General features: G+C 65.1%; 26 protein-coding genes. 4 read left to right on the top strand and 22 right to left on the bottom strand.

Going from position 1 to position 24,703, the window contains the following annotated elements:
* Nucleotides 1-118 precede the first annotated feature (118 nt).
* The 4 genes from M2339_RS02050 to M2339_RS02035 all read right to left on the bottom strand — a co-directional run bounded on the left by M2339_RS02050 (nt 119) and on the right by M2339_RS02035 (nt 3,922).
* Nucleotides 119-775, bottom strand: coding sequence for a DUF1013 domain-containing protein (locus M2339_RS02050; protein ID WP_181561486.1), 657 nt, complete (start codon nt 773-775; stop codon nt 119-121).
* Between the two features lie 167 nt (nt 776-942).
* Nucleotides 943-2,001 carry a glycosyltransferase family 4 protein gene (locus M2339_RS02045; RefSeq protein WP_264587663.1) on the bottom strand — a complete coding sequence of 353 codons (1,059 nt, stop codon included), beginning with the start codon at nt 1,999-2,001 and terminating at the stop codon, nt 943-945.
* Entirely contained in the window at nt 1,998-2,837 is an 840-nt protein-coding gene (locus M2339_RS02040; RefSeq protein WP_264587664.1) for a UDP-2,3-diacylglucosamine diphosphatase, read from the bottom strand. Before M2339_RS02040 ends, M2339_RS02045 begins: the two co-directional genes overlap by 4 nt.
* 104 nt (nt 2,838-2,941) lie before the next feature.
* Complete coding sequence (locus M2339_RS02035; protein WP_264588384.1) at nt 2,942-3,922, bottom strand: NAD(P)H-quinone oxidoreductase; 981 nt, start codon at nt 3,920-3,922, stop codon at nt 2,942-2,944.
* A gap of 190 nt (nt 3,923-4,112) precedes the next feature.
* Between M2339_RS02035 and M2339_RS02030 the strand changes: the two genes are divergently transcribed.
* The 4 genes from M2339_RS02030 (at nt 4,113) to M2339_RS02015 (ending at nt 8,269) form a co-directional block, all read left to right on the top strand.
* Nucleotides 4,113-4,313, top strand: a complete 201-nt coding sequence (locus M2339_RS02030) for a DUF1192 domain-containing protein (protein ID WP_181560355.1) — start codon at nt 4,113-4,115, stop codon at nt 4,311-4,313.
* Nucleotides 4,314-4,455: 142 nt separating this feature from the next.
* The gene (gene clpA / locus M2339_RS02025) at nt 4,456-6,786 is read left to right on the top strand and encodes an ATP-dependent Clp protease ATP-binding subunit ClpA (protein ID WP_181560356.1); all 2,331 of its coding nucleotides are present in this window, start codon (nt 4,456-4,458) and stop codon (nt 6,784-6,786) included.
* Between the two features lie 124 nt (nt 6,787-6,910).
* On the top strand, nt 6,911-7,588 hold the full coding sequence (locus tag M2339_RS02020) for a hypothetical protein (RefSeq protein WP_264587665.1): 678 nt from the start codon (nt 6,911-6,913) through the stop codon (nt 7,586-7,588).
* Nucleotides 7,589-7,639: 51 nt separating this feature from the next.
* Nucleotides 7,640-8,269: a glutathione S-transferase family protein gene (locus tag M2339_RS02015; protein ID WP_264587666.1), complete on the top strand. Its 630-nt coding sequence runs from the start codon at nt 7,640-7,642 to the stop codon at nt 8,267-8,269.
* Between the two features lie 103 nt (nt 8,270-8,372).
* On the opposite strand, the gene M2339_RS02010 is transcribed toward M2339_RS02015, so the two are convergent.
* From M2339_RS02010 to M2339_RS01925, 18 genes are all read right to left on the bottom strand, one after another.
* Nucleotides 8,373-9,104, bottom strand: coding sequence for a Bax inhibitor-1/YccA family protein (locus tag M2339_RS02010; protein ID WP_264571054.1), 732 nt, complete (start codon nt 9,102-9,104; stop codon nt 8,373-8,375).
* 229 nt (nt 9,105-9,333) lie between these two features.
* Nucleotides 9,334-10,422 carry an OmpA family protein gene (locus M2339_RS02005; RefSeq protein WP_264575196.1) on the bottom strand — a complete coding sequence of 363 codons (1,089 nt, stop codon included), beginning with the start codon at nt 10,420-10,422 and terminating at the stop codon, nt 9,334-9,336.
* A 194-nt stretch (nt 10,423-10,616) separates the two neighbouring features.
* Complete coding sequence (locus tag M2339_RS02000; protein ID WP_264587667.1) at nt 10,617-11,114, bottom strand: DUF2793 domain-containing protein; 498 nt, start codon at nt 11,112-11,114, stop codon at nt 10,617-10,619.
* Nucleotides 11,115-11,164: 50 nt separating this feature from the next.
* A complete protein-coding gene (locus M2339_RS01995; RefSeq protein ID WP_264587668.1) occupies nt 11,165-13,387 on the bottom strand; it encodes a phage tail protein in 2,223 nt (740 codons plus the stop codon).
* A gap of 3 nt (nt 13,388-13,390) precedes the next feature.
* Nucleotides 13,391-13,789, bottom strand: coding sequence for a peptidoglycan endopeptidase (locus tag M2339_RS01990; RefSeq protein WP_264587669.1), 399 nt, complete (start codon nt 13,787-13,789; stop codon nt 13,391-13,393).
* 3 nt (nt 13,790-13,792) lie between these two features.
* Complete coding sequence (locus M2339_RS01985) at nt 13,793-14,608, bottom strand: DUF2163 domain-containing protein (protein ID WP_264587670.1); 816 nt, start codon at nt 14,606-14,608, stop codon at nt 13,793-13,795.
* Nucleotides 14,605-16,932, bottom strand: coding sequence for a DUF2460 domain-containing protein (locus M2339_RS01980; RefSeq protein ID WP_264587671.1), 2,328 nt, complete (start codon nt 16,930-16,932; stop codon nt 14,605-14,607). The genes M2339_RS01985 and M2339_RS01980 overlap by 4 nt, the downstream gene beginning before the upstream one ends.
* A 163-nt stretch (nt 16,933-17,095) precedes the next feature.
* The gene (locus M2339_RS01975; RefSeq protein ID WP_264587672.1) at nt 17,096-17,659 is read right to left on the bottom strand and encodes a tail tape measure protein; all 564 of its coding nucleotides are present in this window, start codon (nt 17,657-17,659) and stop codon (nt 17,096-17,098) included.
* The gene (locus M2339_RS01970; RefSeq protein WP_264587673.1) at nt 17,652-17,861 is read right to left on the bottom strand and encodes a phage tail assembly chaperone; all 210 of its coding nucleotides are present in this window, start codon (nt 17,859-17,861) and stop codon (nt 17,652-17,654) included. The genes M2339_RS01975 and M2339_RS01970 overlap by 8 nt, the downstream gene beginning before the upstream one ends.
* A complete protein-coding gene (locus M2339_RS01965; protein WP_264587674.1) occupies nt 17,858-18,178 on the bottom strand; it encodes a gene transfer agent family protein in 321 nt (106 codons plus the stop codon). The genes M2339_RS01970 and M2339_RS01965 overlap by 4 nt, the downstream gene beginning before the upstream one ends.
* On the bottom strand, nt 18,175-18,582 hold the full coding sequence (locus M2339_RS01960; RefSeq protein ID WP_181560368.1) for a phage major tail protein, TP901-1 family: 408 nt from the start codon (nt 18,580-18,582) through the stop codon (nt 18,175-18,177). Before M2339_RS01960 ends, M2339_RS01965 begins: the two co-directional genes overlap by 4 nt.
* 61 nt (nt 18,583-18,643) lie before the next feature.
* Nucleotides 18,644-19,039, bottom strand: coding sequence for a DUF3168 domain-containing protein (locus tag M2339_RS01955; protein ID WP_264606135.1), 396 nt, complete (start codon nt 19,037-19,039; stop codon nt 18,644-18,646).
* Complete coding sequence (locus M2339_RS01950) at nt 19,036-19,575, bottom strand: head-tail connector protein (protein ID WP_264587676.1); 540 nt, start codon at nt 19,573-19,575, stop codon at nt 19,036-19,038. Before M2339_RS01950 ends, M2339_RS01955 begins: the two co-directional genes overlap by 4 nt.
* A 95-nt stretch (nt 19,576-19,670) precedes the next feature.
* Complete coding sequence (locus tag M2339_RS01945) at nt 19,671-20,822, bottom strand: phage major capsid protein (protein WP_264587677.1); 1,152 nt, start codon at nt 20,820-20,822, stop codon at nt 19,671-19,673.
* A 79-nt stretch (nt 20,823-20,901) separates the two neighbouring features.
* Nucleotides 20,902-21,321, bottom strand: a complete 420-nt coding sequence (locus M2339_RS01940; RefSeq protein WP_264606134.1) for an HK97 family phage prohead protease — start codon at nt 21,319-21,321, stop codon at nt 20,902-20,904.
* The gene (locus M2339_RS01935) at nt 21,318-22,463 is read right to left on the bottom strand and encodes a phage portal protein (RefSeq protein WP_264587679.1); all 1,146 of its coding nucleotides are present in this window, start codon (nt 22,461-22,463) and stop codon (nt 21,318-21,320) included. The genes M2339_RS01940 and M2339_RS01935 overlap by 4 nt, the downstream gene beginning before the upstream one ends.
* A 121-nt stretch (nt 22,464-22,584) precedes the next feature.
* Entirely contained in the window at nt 22,585-23,292 is a 708-nt protein-coding gene (locus tag M2339_RS01930) for a helix-turn-helix transcriptional regulator (protein WP_264579565.1), read from the bottom strand.
* Nucleotides 23,293-23,398: 106 nt separating this feature from the next.
* Nucleotides 23,399-24,703 (bottom strand): DNA-packaging protein, encoded by a 1,305-nt coding sequence (locus M2339_RS01925; RefSeq protein WP_413714885.1) that lies wholly within the window; start codon nt 24,701-24,703, stop codon nt 23,399-23,401.

The following is a 24,703-nucleotide window of genomic DNA, read 5'->3' as shown; positions in this document are numbered from 1 at the left end:
GGCTATGCGATCCCGCGTGGCAAGGCAACGCCATGCCGGGCGACGCTACGTCGCCCGGATGAATGCTTTTGATGACAGTGCAAATTCGACCCCGAACGCCCCGAATCGGGGCGCGAAATCAGTCTTCGCGGGGGCGGCTCGCGAACAAAGCGGCTTCCTCCGCCAGCATCGTTTCAGACGCGCGGCGCTGTGCGTCCTCGCGCTCCTGACGCAGTTCGGCGATCAGTGCCTCACGGTCGCCATCGAGACGGTTGTCGGTGGGCGCTTCGATGCCGGCCTTCTTGGCCGCCTTTGCCACCAGCGCATCCAGCTCACGCTGCGAGCACAGGCCCAGCGTCACCGGGTCCTTGGGCTGGATATTGCTGATGTTCCAGTGCGTCCGCTCACGGATCGCCTGGATGGTCGTGCGCGTCGTGCCGATCAGCTTGCCGATTGCGCCGTCCGAAACCTCGGGATGGTGGCGCAGAATCCATGCGATGCCGTCCGGCTTGTCCTGACGCTTGGAAACCGGCGTGTAGCGCGGTCCCTTGGTGCGGCGGACCGGGTCCGGCCCCTTGAGCATCTGCAGCTTGTAATCGGGGTTCTGCTCACCCTTGTGGATTTCCTCCACCGAGATTTCATGCGCACGGACCGGATCACGGCCGGTATATTTGGTGCCGGCGGTATCGTCCGCGATCGCCTGCACCTCGAGGATGTGCAAACCGCAGAATTCCGCAATCTGCTCAAAGCTGAGCGCAGTGTTGTCGACCAGCCAGCTGGCTGTGGCGTGGGGCATGAGCGGCTGTGCCACGGGACAAGTCCTTCTGTGCAAAATAGAAGGGCCACCCCTCACGGGATGGCCTTGATGGTCGCACAGATAAGCTATTCCGGCTGGATCGGCAAGCGTTCGCGCGCGTCGCGGCCCCCGAGGGAGCGAAAGACCGTTCGGCCCTTACAACGGGCTCAGGCCGCGTGTGCCAACGCCGGGGCGTCGAGCCAGTGCAAGCTCTCGAGGAACTGCTCCGCGCTGCGCCGCCAGGTGAAGCCGCGCGCATGCGCCGTGCAGGCCGACGGAGAAAGCTCCAGCGCCTGCGTCACGGCGCGCGCGAGATCCTCGTCCATCGCGCCGGTCTGTGCTGTCAGCACGTCGACCGGGCCGGTGACCGGATAAGCCGCCACCGGCGTGCCGCAGGCGAGCGCCTCGATCATCACCAGCCCAAAGGTGTCGGTGCGACTGGGGAAGACGAAGACATCGGCAGCCCGATAGGCCGAGACAAGCGCCTCTCCGCTCAACATGCCCAGGAAGTGAACGGCGGGATGCCGCGCCTCCAGCGACGCGCGCGCAGGCCCATCGCCCACCACGACCTTGCTGCCGGGCGTATCGAGCGCGAGGAAGGCCTCGATATTCTTCTCCACGGCGACACGGCCGACGTGGAGAAGGATCGGCCTCGGCAAGCCGGCAAGCGCGGGATGCCCATCCCCCTGCGGCGAGAACTGCGTCAGATCGACGCCGCGCCCCCAGTGATGCGTGTGGCGGATGCCGGCGCGATGCAGTTCGGCGCGCACGGACGGCGTTGCTGTGAGCACCGCTTGCGCCGCCCCATGAAACCAGCGGAAATACGGCCAGAACCAGTCCGCCGAGAGGCCCGTGCGTCGCTCGACATAATCAGGGAAATTGGTGTGGAATGCCGTGGTGAACGGGCGGTTGTGGCGCAGGCACCAGCGCCGCGCGGCCAGACATAGCGGGCCTTCGGTCGCGAGATGAATCGCATCCGGCCCGAACGCCGCGATCATGCGGGCAATCGCCCCCGGCGCCGGCATTGCCAGCCGAATTTCGGGATAAGTGGGGCAAGGCAGCGTGTGAAAGCGGTCGGGCGCAATCACCTCGACCGCGTGCCCCATGGCGATAAGTTCTGCGCGAACCGCCTGAAGCGTGCGCACGACGCCATTGACCTGGGGTGCCCAGGCATCGGTGACGATGAGGATGCGCCGGCCGGCCGGAGCAGGCCCATAACCGCTCAAGCGGCGGCCTCCAGATCATCCGCAGCGGCGCCTGGGGTGCGCGCCGCCATCACCTCGGCCCAGTGCAGGATTTCCATCCGCCCATCATGATGCTCGACAAGCGCCGTGCATCCCTCCACCCAGTCGCCATCATTATAATAAGTGATCTCGCCGAACTGGCGGATTTCCGCCGTGTGGATGTGCCCGCAGACGACGCCATCGACACGCCGTCGTCCCGCCTCATGCGCGACGATCTCCTCGAAGCGCGTGATGAACGCCACGGCGTTCTTGACCTTGTGTTTGGCGATCTTGGAGAGCGACCAATAAGGCAGGCCCAGCCAGCGGCGGACCTGGTTGACGCGGCGATTGAGCGCCATCAGCGCGGTGTAAGCGGCGTCCCCCACGAAGGCGAGCCAGCGATGGGCGAGCATGACCGTGTCGAACTCATCGCCATGCAGCACCAGCAGCTTGCGGCCCTCTACGGTCGTGTGGATCATCTTGCGGCGGATCTCGACGCCGCCAAAGCTCATGCCGGTGAACTGGCGAAAAATCTCGTCATGATTGCCGGGGATATAGATGACGCGCGTGCCGCGCCGCGCCCGCTTCATCACGCGCCAGACCACATCGTTATGGGCGGTCGGCCAGTAGACCCGCTTCTTGAGCTGCCAGCCATCGACGATGTCGCCGACCAGGTACAGCGTGTCGCTGTCCACATTGTCGAGAAAATCGACCAACATCTCCGCATTGCACCCTTTGGTGCCGAGATGGATGTCGCTGATCCAGATCGTGCGGTAGTGGGCGCGCGGATGACCGCTGCGGACAGCCCGCTCCTGCGCGATTGAGCTGATGGCGTTCATGGCTTTCTCGACCCCCGGGGACACCATTTCCCCAAGCGCGCTCTAGCCGAACAATGTGACAGTTTTTCTGGGAATATGACGGATTTGCGTCACTCGGCAACTCTTCACCGCACCTTCAGGACGATCTTGCCAAAGTGCTCGCCCGCTTCCATCAGCGCGTGCGCTTGCGCTGCTTCGCCAAGCGGGAAGACGCGGTCCAGTGCGGGACGCAGCGCACCCTCCTCCGCCATCGACCAGACCGTGCGGCGGATCTCATCGACGAGCAGGCCCTTGAAGCCCGCGGTCCGCGCCCGCAATGTGGACCCGGTGAGCGTCAGGCGGCGCATCATGATTTTGGGAATGAACAGGTCGGCCTTGGCCCCACCCAGCACCGCAATGGAGACATGCCGGCCGTCCTCGGCCAGGCACTCCAGGTTGCGCGGGAGATAATCGCCGCCCACCATGTCCAGCACCGCCGTCACGCCCTTGCCGTCCGTGATGCGCTTTACCGCCTCGACGAAGTCCTCGCTGCGATAATTGATCGCATGGCCAGCGCCCCATTCCAGCGCGGCGCGGCACTTGTCGTCACTGCCACAGGTGACGATCGTCGTGATCTCGAACAGTCGGCATAGGGCCACGGCCATGGTGCCGATGCCGCTCGTCCCGCCATGGATGAGCACGCTGTCGCCGTTCACGATATAGGCGCGCTCGAAGAGATTGTGCCAGACCGTCATCAGCGTCTCAGGAATTGCGGCCGCTTCTTCCATCGAGAGCGCCGAAGGGATGGCGAGGCATTGGGCATAGTCGGCGCAGGCATATTCGGCATAGCCGCCGCCCGCGACCAGCGAACAGACGCGCTCGCCGATCACGTCAGGGCCTATCCCCTCACCCACCGCAACAATGGTTCCGGCCACTTCGAGCCCGGGCAGCGGGGAGGCGCCGGGCGGAGGCGGATAGCTGCCCTGCCGCTGCAGAACGTCTGGGCGATTGACGCCTGCCGCCGCGACCGCAACGAGCACTTCGCCTTGCGCGGGCACCGGCAGGGGAACCTGAACCTCGGTCAGCACATCCGGCCCGCCCGGCTCCAGAATAGCAATGGCGCGCATGGTCTCGGGCAGGTTCGTCACCTTGGCTTGCTCCCCCTGGCTGGCCGTGATCGGCCCTACGTCTAGAGTCCGGTGCGAAAAAGACCAGCCCGGAAAGCAGGGTAGGCGGATTGAGATCGCCCCTTCCGGCATGCCGAGGCTTCTGCCAACCCCGGTTGACTTGCGCGGACTTTGGCGCAAGCATGTCGCCATGGATTTCGACGACGCCTCACCCCGGGCGCGGCCCGGCGACCTGATTGCACAGCTGATCCGCGAAGATTTGGATCGGCTTTCGGTCGATGAGCTCGATGAACGCATCAGCCTTCTTTCAGCCGAAATCGAGCGCACCCGCGCCAAGAAATCGAGCGCAGTTCACCATAAGGCAAGCGCTGAGGCGCTATTCAAGAAATGAGGAGAGCGGAGGCAGGATCGCCTTCTGGCGCATATCGGCCCCCGGCAAATCGGTGGATGACAGAGCGGCCCTTGAAGGCGGCTCGCGGCGTGCCGACATTGACCCTAACGCGACCCTCTCTCGGGCCGCAGGAGTAGAACATATGCCCTCTTTCGCGTCCGCCCTCGAAACAACTCTGCACAATGCTCTGGCACATGCCACGGAGCGCGCGCACGAATATGCGACGCTCGAGCATCTGCTGCTGGCGCTGATTGACGATGAACATGCCGCAAAGGTCATGCAGGCCTGTGGCGTGGATCTTGGTGAGCTTGGCGACACGGTCACCCATTATCTCGATACCGAACTGGAGAGCCTGAAGGTCTCCGGCGGCGTCGACCCCTCTCCCACCAGCGGGTTCCAGCGCGTCGTCCAGCGCGCGATCCTTCACGTCCAGTCTTCCGGCAAGGAAGAAGTGACCGGTGCGAATGTGCTGGTGGCTTTGTTCTCCGAGCGGGAGAGCTACGCCGTGTATTTCCTGCAGCAGCAGGACATGAGCCGCCTCGACGCGGTTTCCTATCTCTCGCACGGCGTCGGCAAGGGCGCTGCCTCGCCGGAGCCGGCCAAGCCGGCCCAGGCCGAGGAAGAGAAGAAGCCGGAGGCCAAGAAGAAGGAAGGCGCGCTCGACCAGTTCACCGTCAATCTCAACGAGAAGGCGAAGGAAGGAAAGGTCGATCCGCTGATCGGCCGCGATTCCGAGGTGGATCGGACGATCCAGATCCTGTGCCGGCGTTCCAAGAACAACCCGCTCTATGTGGGTGATCCGGGCGTGGGCAAAACGGCCATTGCCGAGGGTCTGGCGCGCAAGATCGTCAATGGCGAAGTGCCCGACGTGCTCAAGGAAGCGGTGATCTACTCACTCGACATGGGCGCGCTGCTCGCTGGCACGCGCTATCGCGGCGACTTCGAGGAGCGGCTGAAGGCCGTCGTCACCGAACTGGAAAAGATGCCGCACGCGGTGCTGTTCATCGACGAGATCCACACGGTGATCGGCGCCGGCGCGACGTCAGGCGGAGCCATGGATGCCTCGAACCTCCTGAAGCCTGCGCTGTCGGGTGGCGCGATCCGCTGCATCGGCTCGACGACCTACAAGGAGTTCCGCAACCACTTCGAGAAGGACCGCGCGCTGCTGCGTCGCTTCCAGAAGATCGATGTGAACGAGCCGACCGTGGATGATACCGTCAAGATCCTCATGGGCCTGCGTTCGGCCTTCGAGGATCACCACTCGGTCAAATACACGCCCGATGCCATCAAGGCGGCGGTGGAGCTGTCAGCGCGGTATATCAATGATCGCAAGCTGCCGGACAAGGCGATCGACGTGATCGACGAAGTCGGCGCGATGCAGATGCTTGTGCCGCCCTCGCGTCGCAAGAAGATGATCACGCCCAAGGAGATCGAGGCTGTGATCGCCACGATGGCGCGCATCCCGCCCAAGACCGTGTCGAGCGACGACAAGAGCGTGCTGGAAACCCTCCAGACCGATCTCAAGCGTGTCGTCTTCGGGCAGGACAAGGCCATCGAGGTGCTCAGCTCCGCGATCAAGCTGTCGCGCGCCGGCCTACGCGATCCGGACAAGCCGATCGGCAACTATCTCTTCTCCGGCCCTACCGGCGTCGGCAAGACAGAGGTCGCCCGCCAGCTCGCCACGCTGCTCGGCATCCCGCTCCAGCGCTTCGACATGTCGGAATATATGGAGCGGCATTCGGTCAGCCGCCTGATCGGCGCGCCGCCCGGCTATGTCGGCTATGATCAGGGCGGCCTGCTGACCGATGCTATCGACCAGAACCCGCATTGCGTGCTGCTGCTGGACGAGATCGAAAAGGCCCATCCGGACCTGTTCAACATCCTGCTGCAGGTGATGGACAACGGGCGCCTGACCGATCACCACGGCAAGACCGTCGACTTCCGCAACGTGATCCTGATCATGACGACCAATGCCGGCGCGTCCGACATGGCGAAGGAATCGATCGGGTTCGGGGAATCGACGCGCGAAGATGTGCAGGAGGAAGCCGTGAAGAAGCTCTTCACGCCGGAATTCCGCAACCGCCTCGATGCCATCGTGCCCTTCGGCTATCTGCCGTCCGAGGTTGTCGCCCGCGTGGTCGACAAGTTCATCCTGCAACTCGAGCTTCAACTGGCCGATCGCGATGTCCACATCACGCTCGACGACGAAGCCCGCAACTGGCTCACCGCCCGCGGTTACGACAAGCTGTACGGTGCCCGTCCGATGGGTCGGCTCATGCAGGAGAAGATCAAGCAGCCCCTCGCCGAGGAACTGCTGTTCGGCAAGCTCGTGCACGGTGGCGAGGTTCATGTCCGCCTCAAGGACGACGCTCTCACCTTCGAGATCACGCCTGCTGCGCCCAAGCGCAGCAAGGGGAGTGCTACGCGCAAGGCAAAGAGCGGCCCTTCCGAGGTCTCAGAACCGAAGAGCTGAACACCATCGACGGCACAGTTCATATAATCTCGACCGGCCCCGGGCAGTTGCTCGGGGCCGGCTTGCTTTCAGGATATCCGCATCACCTTGAGGATGGCCGGGATCGCTCAGGCATGATCAGGCGTTGACACCCACCGTGCAGCCGACCGTCCTCCTCATTCATGGCTTTGCCGGATTCGCGGTGATGAACCGTCCCCTCGCCGCCATGCTTCGCAGCACCGGCTATCAGCCCGTCGATCTGAGTTACAACAGTTGGCGGCTGGACCTCGAGGGCATCTGCAAACTGCTCGGCCCACGTCTGGAAGAGATCGATACAGCGGGTAGCCCGGATCAGCCTCTCCACATCGTCTGCCATTCCATGGGCGGTCTGGTCGCCCGCGCGCTCATCAAAGCGCGGCGCCCGGCGCGGCTGGGCCGGGTCGTCATGTTGGGAACGCCTAACGCTGGCAGCGAGATAGCCGACACATTGCACCGTTATGCGTTGCTGCGCCCGATCCTCGGTAGGGCCGCACCGGCCCTGATCACGCAGCGCCCGGCAGAGATCACTGCTATGTTGGGTGAGATCGACTATCCGGTGGGAATCATCGCCGGCGACCGCCCGATGATGCGCTATGGCGCGTCACGCCTTCTGCCAGGGCCGAGCGATGGCAAGGTCAGCGTGGCCTCGACCAGATTGAGGGACGCGACTGACCACATCGTCCTCCCGCTCTCCCATATGCTGCTGCCCTATCACCCGACCGCTCATGCCCAGATAAAGCACTTTCTGAGCGAAGGACGCTTCGCCCATAAGGCAGGACTTTGACGAAACCCTAAATTTCGTTCATGATACGTTCCAGTCACTGGGGAGACGATCATGAGCCAAATTCAATTCTACACCAACCCGATGTCGCGCGGGCAAATTGTCCGCTGGATGCTGGAAGAAGTCGGCGTCCCGTACGAAACCCACCTGCTCGACTACCAGACCGAGATGAAAGGCCCGGCCTATCTGGCCATCAATCCGATGGGAAAGGTGCCCGCCGTGGTGCACGAAGGAGCGGTCGTCACGGAATGCGCCGCGATTTGCGCCTGGCTGGCGGATCGCTTTCCCGAAGCAGCGCTGGCCCCGCCCCTCCCCGATCGTGCCGATTATTATCGCTGGATGTTCTTTGCGGCGGGACCGCTAGAGGCGGCTGTGACGAACCGTGCATTGGGTTTTGTCGCTGAGCCTGATCGGGAAAGGACATTGGGCTATGGCAGCTTCGAGCAGACAATCGAGACCTTGGAAAGCGCGCTCCGGGGGAAGACGTTTATTTGCGGAGAGATGTTCACGGCAGCCGATGTGTATGTCGGATCGCATATCGCTTGGGGGCTGCAGTTCGGCACCATCCCTTCCCGGCCGATTTTCTCGGACTATGTCGCGCGCCTTGAGAGCCGACCCGCCTATGTGCGCGCGAAGGAAATCGACAATGCGCTTATCGCGCAGGCGCAGTCGGGCAAAGCTTAGTCCAGACTCAGTTCCGGTGCACTCACTCGGGCTGGCCTAATAAGAAAAAGGGCCGGGAGGATGTCTCCCAGCCCTTCTTGTACAAGAAAAGAACCCGGCGAGATCAGTCGCGATTGCCGAGGAACTGCAGCAGGAACGTGAACATGTTCACGAAGTCCAGATACAGGCTCAGCGCGCCCATGATGACGGCCTTGCCCATCATGTCGGACCCGGCAACCTGGAAATACAGGCTCTTAAGGCGCTGCGTATCATAGGCAGTCAGGCCGGCAAAGATCAGGACACCAAGGATGCTGATGACCAGCTGAAGCGCCGTCGACTGCACGAAGATATTGATGACCATGGCGACGAGAATACCGACCACGCCCATGATCAGGAACGTGCCGAAACCGGAGAGGTCCTTCTTAGTCGTATAGCCGTACAGGCTCAGGCCCACGAAAGCCGCTGCCGTGGCGAAAAATGTCTGCGCAATCGAGACACCCGTGAACACCAGGAAGATCGACGACATGGAGAGGCCCATGACGACTGCAAATGCCCAATATAGCGCTTGCGCGGTGCTCGTCTGCAGCTTGTTGATGCCGAAGCTCAGCACCATCACGAAGGCCATCGGCGCCAGCATGATTACCCAGCGCAGCGGGGTCACCAGCACCTGAGCTGCGAAGCCGGAGCTTGCAAACAACAGCGCAACGATACCCGTGACCAGCACGCCGCTGGCCATGTAATTATAGATCGAGAGCATGTAGGAGCGCAGGCCTGCGTCATAAGCAACCTCGCTCGCATGCGTGGAAGCACCACCGTAGCCCGTAGCGGACGACCGGGGATCTGGCCAATTCGCCATTTTATCATCTCCTCTTTCCGGCAACAGCGCCGGACTATCAGCGCACAATATCGGGCTATGCCCTTAGATTTCAAGTGAAACCGGTCTGCGAGGCTCATCACGCCTGCTGTATCGCCCGCTCTGGATGCGCGCCCATAGACGCAAGCTGACAGCCCGACGCTCTTTCACACAAAAAAGGGGCCGGATAAGCCGGCCCCTTCCTTGTTCGTCCCGCCGAAGCGGAGAACTCTTAGTTGCCCGAACCCGGACCGTAGGTGATTTCCACGCGACGGTTCTGGAGTTCACGCACACCGTCGGCCGTGTCGACACGCGGACGCGTCTCACCGAAGGCCTGCGTCGAGATGACGCCGTCGGAGATGCCACGCGAGGTGAGGTAGCCACGGACCGACGCGTTACGACGCTCGGAAAGGCCCATGTTGTAGCGCGGCGAGCCCGAACGGTCAGCGTGACCAGCGAGCATGACCTGCGCACTACCGCAGTTCGCATAAGCCGAAACCGCGTTGTCGAGGATCGAGGCAGCATCCGGCGTAACGTCGGCGCTATCCCACTCGAAGAACACGATGTACGGCCCCGGCTGGCACTGCGCGACCGGCGGAGGCGGCGGAGGCGGAGGCGGCGGGGGAGGCGGCGGCGGGGGCGGCGGGGGAGGCGGCGGCGGAGCCGGCTCTTCACCACCGAAGTTGAACACCAGGCCAGCCAGGATGCTGTGGCTGCGAACCTCAGTTTCCAGCGGCGTGCCGGCGGTGTTGATCAGGTCGATGTTGCTGTGGTTGAAGAAGCGATACTTCAGCGACAGATCGACGTTGTTGCTGACCGGATAACGGACGCCAGCGATTGCCTGCCAGGCGAAGCCCGTGTCGGAATCGCGCGTGTCGGGCAGCGAGATCTTGGACCGCGCAACGCCGACGCCGCCGCCGACGAAGCCCTGCAGGCCATCATCGGGACCGAAGTCGAGCATACCGTTCAGCATGATGCTGTCCACGCGAGCCTGGCCGCCGGGCAGAGCCGTCGTCCGGTTCGAGTAGGTGGTGTTCTTGTTCATCGCCTTCTTGTGCGAATATTCGGCTTCCAGGCGGAACGCGCCGAAGTCGTAACCCACATAACCCGCGGCGTCGTAACCGACCTTGTGCGGGGTGTTGGCCGTGACGCCAGTGGTCGCTGCCACACCGGCAACGGTGCCGGCGTCATACGTGGTGTCAGAGTCCTCGACGATGATCGCGCCAATGTCACCGCCCAGATACCAGGCGCCGTCCTTGGCGAGCGATGGTGATGCCATCGCGGTCGAAGCGAGCGCTATGGCGAGGCCAAGCTTCCGCATATCATTCCCCTTTCAGGTTGATCGTAAAATGCTGCTCGACGTTTTTAGGAGTGCGCCGCAAAGGTTTCAAGCGCACAATCGCATGATGTTGCCTAAATGCCGCATTGTGATCAGCTAATGTTGGCCCTGCAGGAAATATTGCCTGTCGCGTCCGCATGTTGGGAACCGACAACGTCTTTGTGCTTTATGCGTGGTTACGATGCGATGAGGCCGTGTGCCCTCAGGGTATCAAGCACTGAAATGATCGCCTCTCTCGCCTGCGAATCGACGGGCGCGCCCCCGGATGGATTCGCGATTGCAGGCCGCCTGCTGCCAATCACTTTCTCGCCATCAACATAGAAACCGTCAGTCCGCAGACCGTCTTCCCGCCAGTCGCCGGCCTGGAATCTCACGCCACTTTGCGTATCCCGCTTCCAGCAATGCAAGCCCTCGAACGGCGCGAGGAAGCGCCATCCAGCCGCAGTCCACGCCGCAATCATTCGCTCGCACCCCGCCCACTCGCCCGTTGCGCCACTCCCAACGAGCCAGCACGCACCCAGATCGGGCGCGGCGGGAGGCGCTGACAGGCTTGCGCTTTCCACCACTCGCCCGATCGCGATGTCGATGAGCGACAACGCCTCATTATGGGTGAGCTCCTTTTGCGCCTGCCCAGCGGAGAGCAGCGGCAAGCCAAATCGATCGGTCTGAGCCATTGATCGTTATCCTTCTCATGTGGGGAATCGCGCGCGGAGACGCGGATAAGTCAGGGCCAGGGAATGACCAGCGCTCGCCCCGCTCCCCAGCTTCCCAACTGCCTCACTTCGATCTGCATGCCAGCCAAGGCCGCGGCCGCGAGATCGGCCGCAACGTCACTCGCCGCGTAGACGCAGGACGGGAGCGTCGTTTCCCATCGCCGCAATGTCACGCCGTCCGCGACGACACTGACCGCATAAGCCTCCCGCTCCTCCCCGAGGGGCGCATCCACGCCGTCAATCCATGCCGAGCCAAGCCGGCTTCTGCGAACCCAACTGATCTCAACATCACCACCGGCCAAAGTCGTGTGCCGCCCGTGCACCGGCGAAAGAGGCATCAATGCGCGGCCGTCGATCAAAAGGCTGTCCTGCGCGGGCGTACTGTCCCCGCTGCCGATTGCCCTCAGAGTCAGCGTCGTTCCAACCGCGCTTTGCTCGACCGAGATCGGCGCCAGCCGCTCGCGGTCGAGCAGCACGAACCGTTCGCCCGCGTCGTGCCCAGCCATGGCCCATTCGGTGCCCATGCGCCCGCGAACGAGCCGTGACAGACGATAATGCCCCGGCCCGAGCGCGTCCGCCTGACCAAATTGCAGCAGTTCCTCTCCAATCTGGCAGATGTTCGCGCCGCCGAGCAGAAGATCGTCCCCCACCCCGGTCAACACATCGCCGGGATCGTTGAGAATGATCTCAACGCTGCTGGAAAGGTCGATCCGCCACGGCGCGCCCGGAGGCAGCGCGCCACCAGTGCGGCCCATCACGGCGCGCGGCGCTGTGCTGCCAATGGGCTCGGCAATCTCCAGGACCGGATCATAGCGAAAGAGGGCTGCGCGCCGCCATCCGGCATTTGTACCGCACGCCGCTGCCGCAATCACGGGGCTCGTGGAGATCGTAGTCCCGTCACCCGGCAACTCCACAATCGCCAGACTGGTCGGCCCCTGAACGAGATCCGGCTGGCGGACCGGCTCCCCAGAGGCCCCTGCACCTGCGATGGCCCGCGTGCCGCTCTCAAAAGCCTGCAGACTGAGCCTGACGGCCATGTCATCCCATTCCGTCGTCTCGACGAGCCACTGTCCCGGTTCGCCCGCAACGGTTACAAGATCGCCCGGACCGAGGTCCAGCGCGCTCCAACCAGCGCCGATATTGACGCTTCGGCGCCGTCGCAACGCATTGCGCAGCTTCCGGTCGGCCAGGCGCCGCGCATCATCCGCCCCCATCGCCGCGGGCAGGTCGATTTCCTCACTGCGCATCCCCGGCCCGGCCCGCAACGCGGTCTGCAGGCCAAGCTGATAGTCGCGGGCCGGGTCATGGTGACGGATCGCCAGCTGGGCAGCCACCGTCTCGATCGGTGTGCGGACATGCTGAGGCTCGGCTTGCTTCTCGCCGTCTATGCTGCGCACGGCGGCTGCCGGATCGATGACATCGTCCGTCGGCCTCCCGCTGTTCAACGCAAGCGCCCCCTCGCGCTCTGTCCATCGCACGTCGTGCAGCGAGACGATGTCGCGCATCGCTTCCTCCACTGTCCCTTCCGCCGCGAAGCCCAGCAGGCGGGCTGGATCGCCGTCTCCGGCATGACTGACGGTGCGCCCGGCAAGGTCGGAGGCAATCGCCGGCAGGGCCGCTGGTTCGGCATCAGCGATCACTTCGAACGTCAGCGAGGGAATCCGGTTGCCGAAGTCCGCCAGCTGAAGCCCTTCGAACACGACATAAGCGCAGCCGCGATAAGCAGGGCATTGCGCCACGCCCACTGCGGACGCCACCAGCGGGTCCACCATCTGGTCCGGCCCGCCCAGATACAGCCGAAATGCCGTGAGCGGCGATTTGAAATCCCCGACCGCGCCACGAAGCAGATTGCCGTCCGCCCAGATGCGTCCGATGCCGAGAATAGGCCGTGAGGAAAGCGCAACAGCCAGGCTCGCGGAATAGCTGTAGGTCGTGACGCTTGGGCTGCCCTTGCCTCCACCGCTTGTCGATGTGCTTTCCTGAAGGTCCGTGGCCCAGATCACCGTGCCCGCGACACGGATCGTTCCGTGGATGCGCGGGATCGCCGCGCCGTAGCGGGATGTCTGAACCTGAAGGTCGCTCAGCCGGGGCCCCGTCCGCCCGCCGGGTCGAAAAATCAGGGCATCGACAGACCGTCCGGCGAGCGCGCCGACCGCGCCGCCAATCGCCGCGCCCACAGCGCCGAACGTTCCGCCAAGGGCACTGCCCACGGCGGTGAGAACCAATGTCGCCATGCGCTACTCCTGAAATTGCCACGCGCCCAGCACCGGCCAGGGCGATGGCCCCGGCATCAGCACCACCTTGCCCAGTCCGGCATGAGCATGGACATGGCCGCCCCGCGTCACGATCATCAGATGCAACTGCATCGGACCGCTATCGACCAGCAGCACGGCGCCCTCGCCCATCTCCGGCGCCGGTGAGAGGCCGCATGCCGCGAGGTTCCGCACCGCCCTCGCCTGCCCCATTCCCCTCAGCTTATAGGTCGGGAGCGTGGGAACGCGGACTCCGGCCCGCCGCGCCGCAAGCGCAACCAGGCCGACACAATCCACCCCCGTTTCCATGCTGCGCCCGTGCAACCGAAAGGGCACGCCGACCAAAGCCAAGGCCTCGGCCGCCATTCGTTCGCCAACGTCCATCACTCAGCTCCCGGGATAGCGCGTCAGCAGATCCATGCCGGGCAGATGCGGCTCCCCGCGGAAATTGACGGCATTGCCGAACCGCCCCGCACAAGTCGCGAGGCGCTTGTCGCACCCCTGCGTCAACTGCGCGCGCGTGCCTGCTGCCACCGGAAACACCGGCGGTTCCGCCAATAAAACGCCCCCCGCCTCCTGATCGACAATGGTCTGCAGGAGGCCGCAATTGGGCCCCTCCAGCCAGCGCAACGAGCCGAAGGGATACACCCCAGCCAGCAGGCCACCGCACGCAACGCGGTCATCCGCCACGGCATCAACCGCGACGATCTGCTGATGCCGCCGCAAATCGATCCGGCAATCCGCATCCCCCAGCGTCGCCCGGCAGGTGGCGCTGGTCACCGGCGCGACCGGGCGCTCGAGCGCCGCCGCAAGCGTAGATCGCAGGCTCACCGAATAAGCGCCGCCGCGCCGCTCGATGCTTCCCAGTTCGCCGCGCGCAAGTTCCAGCCAGAGCACCCCGGGTTCGGTCCATTCGGTGAGATGCAGGAGCAGTGTCGCACCGTCCCAGCGCCCGGCATCAAGATCGACCTCACTGATGGCCGCGCTGCTGATGGCGCCCTGCAAGTCCGTCAGGTCCGGGTCGTTGCCACCCTGCACGATGGCGCTCGGTGTGATCCCGGGTGCTGCCGCATAACGCAGGCCGTGCGCCTGCAGGCCCCGGTCATGGCTGGTCAGGCCGATGGTCACGCCATCCCGCCGCTCCAACCGCCAGCAAAAAGCGAGCGCGCAAAGCGGCTTGCTCAGGATCGCCGCAGCGCTCACTCACGCACCTCCATCAGGGGGACGGACGGGACAATGCCCGCCGCAAACGTCTCTCGGTCGATATCCAGCCGGTCTTCGGCAAAGCGCACGGGCACGTCGAAGACAAAGCCCGCCGTCACCACCGCGCCCTCGGGCGGCGGGTCATCGAACGCGATCTCCCCCATGCCCGGATGAGACCAGCCGGCAAACCGCTCGAGCCCATCCACCGCAACCCTGATGCTCCCTGCGACGGGCCGCGTGATCCGTCGTTGCTGGGGATCATCCACCCCGTAATTCTTGCGCAACTGGAAGCTGGTCGTCACGCCATCGCCCGTTCCGATCCACTGATCAAACGGCCCCGGCGCAACGCCGAACGGGCCGGACGCATGATCGAACGGATCGCGGAACCGAAACCCCCGAGCTGCACCGCGTCGAGCCCGAAAAAAGGCGATGAGCGTCGCGATATCCGCCTCAGATCGCACGCCCGGCCCCGCATCGAACTGCAGCCTCGCGTCAGCCCATTGCGTGCTGCGCTGCTCGTGGCCGGACACGCTCTCCACGATCCGCGTCGAGAAAGCCGGCGCCACCTGCGCGCGATTGCCGATGTCGAGCGGAAAGGCGAGGTCGTCGAAATGCTGCACGTCCGCATCTCCTGAAAGCTGGAAATAGGTAAAGCCGTCCCGCGCGACCTGGGGCAGCGCCCAGATGAAGGTGGCGGCATGGCCGCGCGCCCGCGCAGCATCTGCCGCTGCGGCAATGCGGTCCCAACCGGTCTGCGTTGACTCATCGGTGGAGCCAGCCGGCAAAAATCCGGCGAAATAATGCTGCTCCTCTGGCGGGTAACCCAGGCGCGCGTCCATCGCGGCGCGCCCTGCGGCTGAGCGGGCGGTTCGGCCCTCGGTCACCCAGTCATAATCTTCGATCTGCAACCGGTCGAAAGCCGGCGCGGCCCAGCCTGTCGGCACGTTCGCGCGTTTGAGCTCCGGCGCCTCAGGGTCCAGCACGCTCGGCAGATAGACAAGCAGAAGAAGCTCGGCGCCCGGCGTCTCCGCGCGCACGACATCCGCCACGCCCGCCGTCGAAGTGGCCAGCAGCGCGCCAGCCGCATCCAACAAAGCCATCTGCCCGCTGTCGAGCGTATCGCGAACCGTCGGAATTTCCACGGCGGCACTCCCGAACGCAGCGCGGGTGGCATCGTCGTACAGGCAGGGTCGCCCATCCGACATCACCCACCACCAGGGCTCGCCGATCTGGAAACGCACCGCTAGCCCGGCATCCCGCGCGATGCCCGCAAAGGCCCGCGCCACCGCACGCAAATAGTCGTTAGCCGCGGCATTGGCTGGCGAAAGCAGGGCGGAGGGCGGCGTCCACCCGGTCAGCGCGAGCTCTCCGTCCCACGCCTGCTGCTTCCACTCAGCTGGGCAATAGGCATCGAACAGCTCGTAAGAGAGCGACAGGATCAGCCCGAACCCCAGCGCCTTGCAGCGCGCCGCGAAGTCCTCGTGCCAGCGCCGGCATGGCGTCGCCAGCGCACCGCCCGCCAGCGTCACGCGAAAATCGCTGCCATCAGGGGCGAGCCGCATATAGTGGCTCATCCCGACATAATGATTGATCGCGCCGCGATAGCCCAGCGCCAGCACCTGCCGCAGCAAGCGCTCAGGCGTCTGATTGTACGCATCATCATAGCCGCTGGCGATCGACAGCCCATGCTCCGGCAGCATCGGATCGCCCATGGCGATGACCGATCCTGCCCCCTCGCAAACCATCTCGCTGACCTCCACCCGGCCTTCGCGGGCGTCAGGAAAGGTCGTCTCTCCCTCATCATAATCGGTCTGGACGATGGAGATGAACAGGCGGTCGATATCCCGCGCATCCACCGGGTCCGCATCGGCCGGCAAGGCAAAGCCACCGACCAACGCGTCGAAGTCGAGGGTGACGACCGCGTCCTCCGGACTGCCTTCCGCATAGTTCCAGAGCCGCACATACCAGGCCCGCGCATTGCCGGCCGCGTCCCGCCCCTCAAGCGTCAAGGTCGGGCCCTGAATGGCATCGAGCGGCTTGACCCCACCACTCCGCCAGCGGAACCGCAAGGTGCAGCCACGATAATCCCGTCGCGTCTCATAACGGAGCAGCGGATGGTCCCATACATCAGCCGATTCCCAGATCAGCCCGGCAAGGTCGCCCGAGCCATGGAACACCGCATCGACGCGCAATCCATCATCCCCGACCGTCACGACGGAGGCCGTCATCGGCCGTGGGAAATTGACGGTCCAGAAAGGTGGCGAGAAGCGCTTGACCACGCCGCTCTCCTGATTGCGCCTCTCGGTCGCCAGCCAGTAGGCCATCGGGGTTATCCTTTGTTGATATCGAGAGCAGCCATTTCGGCGGGCGATCCCACCCGCCCCCGCCCGTTTGTGTCGAGCCCTTCGACCGCCCGCAGGCGGGCGCTCAGGGTAAACTTCAGCCTCTCGGCTCAAGTCGAGACACAGTCATGGACGCGAAAAAGGCCTAATCCCCGAGCGCCCCACGCACCGCCCGCGCCACCTGACGCGCACTGCGCGCCAGCGCCCGCGGCGCGTCCTGCCCGCTGCCATTGACGGTGATCGACACGCGCACGTCTCGTCCGCCCTGGCCACCGACGCCGGGCACAATCTGGCCGCTGTTCGTCGGGACGAACACTTCCGGCCCGCGCTCGCCGACGAGATAGGCCCGCCCCGGCGCCACCGGGCCGCCCGTTGCCCGGCCGGGCAACCCAAGCGCACCGGTGAGGAGGCTCGTTCCCAACCCCAAAAGCCCGGAAGAGCCTCCGCCGCCGAGGATCGCCTCCAAGCCGTTACGAACCGCCGAACGGGCGATCTGGTCCATGACGGACAGCGCGATCTTGCCGAGATCTTCAAAGCCGATCCGCCCCGTCCGCACAGCACGCAGCAGCCCCGCCTCGATGGCGCGGCTCGCTCGTTCCGCGCCTGTGCTCAGTAAATCTAGCTCGTCGCGCAGACCGCTCGCATCTTCGCGCAAGCGGGCCATGTCGCTGCCCATCGGCGCGAACAGGCTTTGCATATCCTCATCCATCGGGATGCCTTTCCATCATCTTGGCCAGTGCAGATCGGTCGAACGGCGCGACCTGAGGCCCGGCCAGATCGCGCAACACCGCCAGGGCGTCGGCCAGCTCGGCCGGCGTCGCGCGCCAGAACTCGTCGGGGCGCCAGCCGAGCAACAGCCCGGCCTGCCCGGCCAACGTCCGAGCGACCTCCGCAAAGCAGGCCGACGTCATGCCCCGCCAGCCACGACCTGCCGCATGATTGCCCGGAGCGCCGGCAAGGCCACGCCCACGCCTTGCGCGATCAGCGCGTCGCCCAGATCGGCCCGGGCCATTGCCTCGGGTCGATCCGCAAGGCAGTGCCACAACAGAGCTTCCATCTCGGCGAGGCCGAGCCGCCCGTCCGCCGCGCGCTCGACCAGCGCAATCAACGGCCCGGTCTCACGCTCGGCAGCGACCAACGCCGCAAAGGTCGGGCGCACCGTCAGGCAGTGCTCGCCGACCATCAGCGCGGCTTCCCCCCGCGCCTCATTCGGGACCGCCCCGCTCACAGCGCGCTCACGGCACCGGAGCTCTCCAGCGCGAGCGTATAGGTGCGTTCGCCATTATAATCGCCGGCATAGTCCAGCCGCGTAACCAGAAACCGCCCACGCAGCTTCTCGCCGCTCTCAAAGCTCAGTTCATAATCGTCGATGGCGCCCGCCAGCGCATGATTGCGCAGCCGGGTTTCCGCCGCCGATCCGGTAAAGATCCCGGAGCCTGACACGCTCACGGAGCGCACCCCCGCGCCAGGCAGAAGGTCGCGCCAGCCGCCGGAATCCTTGGAGGTGACATTCACCGCCTCACCATTGACGGAAAGCTGCGTGGCCCGCAGCCCCGCCACCGTCGCATAGCTTACCGGCGTGCTGCCATTGCCGATCTTGAGCAGAAACGCGCTGCCCTTCTCCACTGCCATCGCCTTGATCCTTTCTGTATCCGCATCCCCGCTCGCACCGAGCGAAGTCGAGATGCGGTCTTCAATTCAGTCGCGCCGCCCGCACGGCATAGTCGGCGCTCGCTCGCCACTCGGTGCGGCTGCGCAAAATGCGTGATCGCTCGAAGCGCAGGCTGGTGATCCGCCAGTCGCCCAGATCGCCATCGACCCCCGCGAGCACGGCGTCCACACGCGCCAGCACGGCGGTCACCCGCGCCAGATCATCGCCACGAACGACCAGCTGGATGGGCAAGCGGAGCGCCAGACCCGTCACATCCCGCGCGCCCCAGGCGGTCGACATCATCTCGCCGACCAGAAGCCAGGGCGGGCTTGCCTTGATCGGCCCGCCATTGCTCACGAGGTTGACCAGGGCCATCAGGTCCGCATCGTTGCGGAGTGCGGCGATCACCACCCCCCTCACTGCCGTCTCGCCGCTCATGCGAGGTGCACCCGACGCCAGGGTCGCAACAGGGAGACAACGGAAGCCGGCAGGTCTCCCTCCAGCCCGTCGCGTCGCGCATACCACTCGCCCGCCAGCCGAACGACGGCGTGCTGAAGCGCATCGGGCACATTGTCCGTGGCAAGGGCAAGGCCAGCACGATAGGTCAAGCGAACCCGCCCGGCCGATCCCGGATTGAGGATCCGCACCCATCCCGCCCCCTGCCCATCGATATCGATGGCATAGGCCGTAACCGGCAGGACGAACGCCGCGCCATCCGCCGGCAGTCCTTCAATGCTGCTGATCGCGCTGACCGGCGCCATCGTCAGCCGACCCCATGCGCCGCTGGCGCCGCGCACTTCGGTCACAGCTCTCTCGATCAGCATCTGGCCGAGATATTGCTCGGCCGCCTCGCTCGCCGCGCACAGCAGATCGGTGAGCGCAGCATCATCGTCGCTAAGGCTGATGCCCAGATACTGCTTCAGGTCTTCGAGCGGCACCGCGAGCGGCCCACCCTTCTCGATTGTCACGGTCATGATCGCAGCCGTCCTTCAAGCATGAGAAAAAGGCGCCATGCCGGCGGGGAGAGACCGGCATGGCGCCCCTCATCGGTTCGCCGATCAGGGCCTCCTCAGGAGGCGGCGAACTTCATGAGCTTGATGGCCTCGCTGTTGGCGACCGCGCCGCCGATCCGCTTCACTGCGTAGAAGTGGACGAACGGCTTGTTGGTGAAGGGATCGCGCAGAATGCTCGTCTCGCTGCGCTCGGCGATCACATAGCCATTGGCGAAGTTGCCGAAGGCGATGGAAAGGCTGTTGGCGGCGATGTCGGGCATGTCCTCGGCCTCGATCACCGGATAGCCGAGCAGCGTCGCAGGCTGACCCGCAATCAGGCTCGGCTGCCAGAGGAACGCGCCGTCACTGGTCTTGAACTTGCGGATCGTCGCCAGCGTCGCGGCATTCATCACGAATACCGCACCCTGCCGATAGGGCGCCCGTAGCGACTGGACGAGGTCGATCAGCCGATCCTGCGGATTGCTGGCCGGGAAGCCGCCCGCTGCCCCGGATGCGACATATTGCAGCGACCCGAATGGACGAACGCTGTCCGCCTGATTGGTGGTGGCATACGTCAGGAAGCCCTTGGGCTTGCTGGTCCCGTCGCCATTGATGAATGCCGCGCCCTCGGCCCGGCCAAATTCGCGGGCGATTTCCTCGGCGAGCCAGCTCTCCACATCGAACTGGGCATCGTCCAGCATCGCCTGGCTGGCCGACGGATTGGCGTAAAGATCACCCGAGGGCGGCGCGATTTCTTGGAAGGTGGGGGTCGCCGTCTCGGGCCGCGCTGCCGTCTCGGCCGCCCAGCCGGATACGACACCGCCGGTCGTCACAAGCTTGCGATATCCCGCCGACCCCGTGCGCACCACATTGGCCACCGCACGGATCGGGGAGATTGATTTGAGCGCCGCGTCGATCATCTGGTCGATCTCGCGCGGCACCGCATAGCCACCGCTGCCGCCGCTCGCGCCCGAGAAGCTCTTCAGCTCCACACCGGCCTCGATGCCGCGCCGCAGATAGCGGTCGGTGAAGGCCGCGCGCGCCGGGTCGACATCGCTGCCCTTGGCGCCGTCCAGCGGCGGCCGACCGGCCAGCGCCACCGCCCGCTCGGCCTGCTTGCGCAGCGCCTCGTCAAAGGCATCCATCCGGGCCTCCATGCCCGTCAGCCGGTCTGCCTGCAGGATCGCGTCGAAGCTCTCCTCAAGGCTCTTGGTTTCCACGTCCTGCATTGCGTCATTCTCCTGCCGTCAAAAACAAAAATGGGGCCGCAGTCGGCCCCTTGAACATCTAGAAAGTCGGTGCGCGCTGTCAGCCAGCCTCCACTGCGTGAACCCGCGCCAGCGGCTGCATCGGGTGAGTCACCAGGCTCACCTCGACCAGATCGAGCGCATCCAGCCGGCGGGGTTGATGGCCCTCCGCCGCCGCCACGCGATAGCCGAAGGACAATCCCTCGATCCGGCGATCGCGCAGCAGCGCCTTCGCCTGTTCGGCGGTCGCGCCGGACGCACTAATCGTGCCGATCACCCGCAACCCGCGTGAGTCCTCCGCGACATGATCGATCCGGCCGATCACCGCGCCCGCCCGATGCTGCCAGAGCAGCGGCAGCGCTGTCACCGCACGGCGCGCGAGGCTGGCCGAGAAGGCGCCCGGCGCGATGACATCGCCGCCCTGATCAATCTTGTCGAAGATCGCCGCATAGCCGGCGAACCGCACGGTGCCGGCGCTCATGCGCGCGTGGCGTCCAGCCCCAGCATCGCGCGCTTTTCCTCGGTCGAAAGGAAATCGGCCCTCTCGATCCGGTCCCACAGCAGCATCCTGTCCTCGGCGAGCGCGGGCAAGCGGTTGAGATCGACCTCCAGCACCAGTTCGGGCCAGAAGTCGCGCAGCCCCTGCCCGAGCGCGCCAAGCAGTTTGGCCAGCAGCGGCAGGACGCTTTGCCGCCACAGCGCCTTATTGGCCTCCCGATAATTCGAGTAGGTGCTGTCCCCCGGCATCCCAATCAGCACGGGAGGCACACCGAAGGCGAGCGCGATGTCCCGCGCCGCCGCTGCCTTCAGCGCCACGAAATCCATGTCGTGCGGGGAAAGGCTCATCGACTGCCAATTCAGCCCGCCCTCCAGCAGCATAGGCCGCCCCGCATTGTCCGCACCCTGAAACGCACCTTCCAGTTCGGCCTTCAGCCGGGCGAACTGCTCGGGCGCGAGCACGCTGCCATCGCCCGGCGCATAAATGAGCGCGCCGGATGGCCGCGCTGCATTATCGAGCAGCGCCTTGTTCCACTGCGTCGCCGCATTGTGAATCGCCACCGCACCCGCTGCAGCGCCCAGGCAGCCTAGCCCATAATGATCGTCTGCCGGGTTGATCGCTTTGACGTGGATGACCGCAGTCCGCCCTGCCGCATCCTCGCTGGCATAGCGCATCTCGCTTTCGCCCGCCCGGTAGCGATAGCCCACCGGCCAGCCGGCGCGATCTTGCTCGATTGTCACCCGTTCGGGGCGCAGGGCATAGAGGGTCGCGGGCAGACCATCGGCGCCATGGCCAATCTGTGCGTAACCATTGCCATGCAGCAGCACATGCGCGGCGAGCGTCTCGATGAGACTTTGCCCCGCCACGCGCCGCTGCACGAGCGCCAGAGCCGCTTGCGCATCCCCCTCCTTGGCAGCCACCGCGTGCAACGCCGCGCTTCCCGCCGCCTCCGCCACCAGCCGCACCGCACGCTGCGCTACCGGGTTGGCAATCACTGACGCCTTGAGCTGCGCCTCATAGCTTTGCGGCCAGTCGCCCGCTCCTGCCCAGCCAAGCCCCAGCCAGGCGCGCGCCAGCGGCGGCCGCGTCGGTGTCGACGCGGCTTTTCGTCCAAACCATTTCACCTGATCGTCTCCTCGCTTGCGCACGAAAAAAGCCGCCAGCGTCGGGGCTGGCGGCTGCAAGATTCACTTATCGGTCGCGACGGCCGATGCGCGGCAACGCCCCCGATCGCGCGGGAATGGATCAGGCGGCGATCAAGCCCGACCCCACACCTTTGACGGCGGCAGACGTCCGGTCAGACACCTCCAGTTTCTCGTAAATCCGCCGCATATAGGTATCGACCGTTCCCGGCGATATCTGGAGGATGTCGGCAATCACCGTGTTGCTTTTACCCCGCGCCACCCAGTGCAGGATCTCCTTTTCCCGCGCCGAGAGTTGCCGTTCCCGCCCCGTTTCCTCCGCAAAAAGGCCGCAGATCCGCAAATGCGCCGCTTGCGCCGCAAAATGCAGCTGGGTCATGCGCTCTTCGCTCAGGTCCGCACCCGGCGCGATCCTCCCCAGGCCGACGACGCCATTGCGATTGCCGGGGCCATAGCAGGGCAAGGAGAACCCATCGGTGAAATCGATCTGCCGCATGGCCTCCAGAAACTGGCGCTCCTCTACCGTGAGTTCGGTATTGCCCCACACCTCATGCCACCGAATGGGTACGCCTGCTGCCAGCGCCGCGCGCGGCACGATATCCAGCCGCTGGAAATCGAACGAGCAATAGAGCGCCACCTCCTTTTTGGAGAAGCCATGTTGCAGCGGCAGGGTCGCCGGCATGTTGGTGCCGATTTTCACCCAATAATAGCTGACCGCGCCGAAGCCGTTGCGCGCATAATAGCGCGTCATCCCGCGCCACAGCAGCGGGAGGCTGGATGCCTCGGCAATCTTCTCCAAAATGTCGTTCACCCGTGGAAGCTCCTGGGGACAGCTTCATGGGACGATCATGCTGTGCCTGCTTGCAACCAATAGCAAGCACTTCCGTATCGTTCCCGAAACGGGGTGAAGCGACAAGCTAGAGTGATCGCACCCGCGCCTGCGGATTGGTCTTCAAAAGCAGTTCGGTCAGGCACCAGACGAGGGCATCCGCACGGTCAGGCGATCGTCCCGGCCCCTCGTAACGTCCATTGATCAACAAGCCGCACAACTGGTCCTCAAGCATCGCAAAGGGTCGGGCATGGCGGACCCGACCGGCCTCATAGGCGGCGGCAATCGGCTCGGCTCGCGCCACTTTGCCCTGCGCCGCATGAACCAGACGGACCGGCAGGGCCATGTCGGCCCCGCGCAGCACGGTACGCACCATCTCGCCGCCGTTGTTCGCTTCCGCCACGATGCGATCTGCCGCCCAGCGCTCCGCGGCGTGCGCTACAGCCTGTGCCCAGCGTTGCGGGCTCGCCCGCTCGACGCTCGCATCCTCCAGCACGATTGCCGTGCCGGCGTGATCGATTCCTGCGACAATGATGCCGCAAGCGTCGCCCTCCGCACTGGCTGGCGGATCAACGCCGACCGCGACCCGCACCAGATTCCCACGCTCCAGCACGGGGCCCGTTAAACGGCACGTCTCAATGAGCGCCCGCGTCCACAGCGCGCCTTCATGATCGAGCAACAATTCGCCATCCAGCTCCTGTCGCCCCAGCCGCGTGCCTCCGAAATTGCGCTCCATCTCCGCGAGGAAGCTCTGCGGAAGCGCACCTCGATTGTCCTGCGTGCTGCCCCGCGTCACCACCACGCGCGGATCGGCAGCTAGGCGTCGGACCAGTGGCACGGCGCGCGGCGTGGTGGTCGCGACGATGGTCGGTCGATTGCCCAGACGCAGCCCCATCGCCAGATTGTCCCACGCCGCTTCTCCGCGCGGCCACTTCCCGATCTCGTCCGCCCAGGCATGGCTGTGCTGCGGTCCGCGCAACGTTTCCGGGTCCGCAGCGCCGTAGAGCATGGCGCACGCCCCACCCGGCCAGCGCAACTGGCGCTTGGCAGGAAACCATTTCGGTTCAATGCCCTGCGTCGCGATGGCAAGCAGCCCGCTCTCACCTTCCACCATCACAGCTCGCGCTTCATGCAGGCTCGCCCCGACCAAAGCGATGCGCGCGGTGGGGTCGCCCTCGGCCACCATCCGCACCCATTCGGCGCCGGCTCTCGTCTTGCCAAAGCCCCGCCCCGCCATGATCATCCAGGTAAACCAGTCGCCCTGGGGCGGCAATTGCGCAGGTCGCGCCCGAAAGCGCCAAGCCTGCATCAACCGCCGCCGCTGGGCGATTGACAGGTTCCGCAAGAACTGGTGCCGCCGCGTGGGCGCCAGCCTGGCCAGGCGATCGATCAT

Origin of the sequence: Sphingobium sp. B2D3C (genome assembly GCF_025961835.1) — a bacterium.
Classification (GTDB): domain Bacteria; phylum Pseudomonadota; class Alphaproteobacteria; order Sphingomonadales; family Sphingomonadaceae; genus Sphingobium.
The sequence above is the reverse complement of the archived record's forward strand: the minus strand, read 5'-3'. Positions and strand labels throughout refer to the sequence as shown.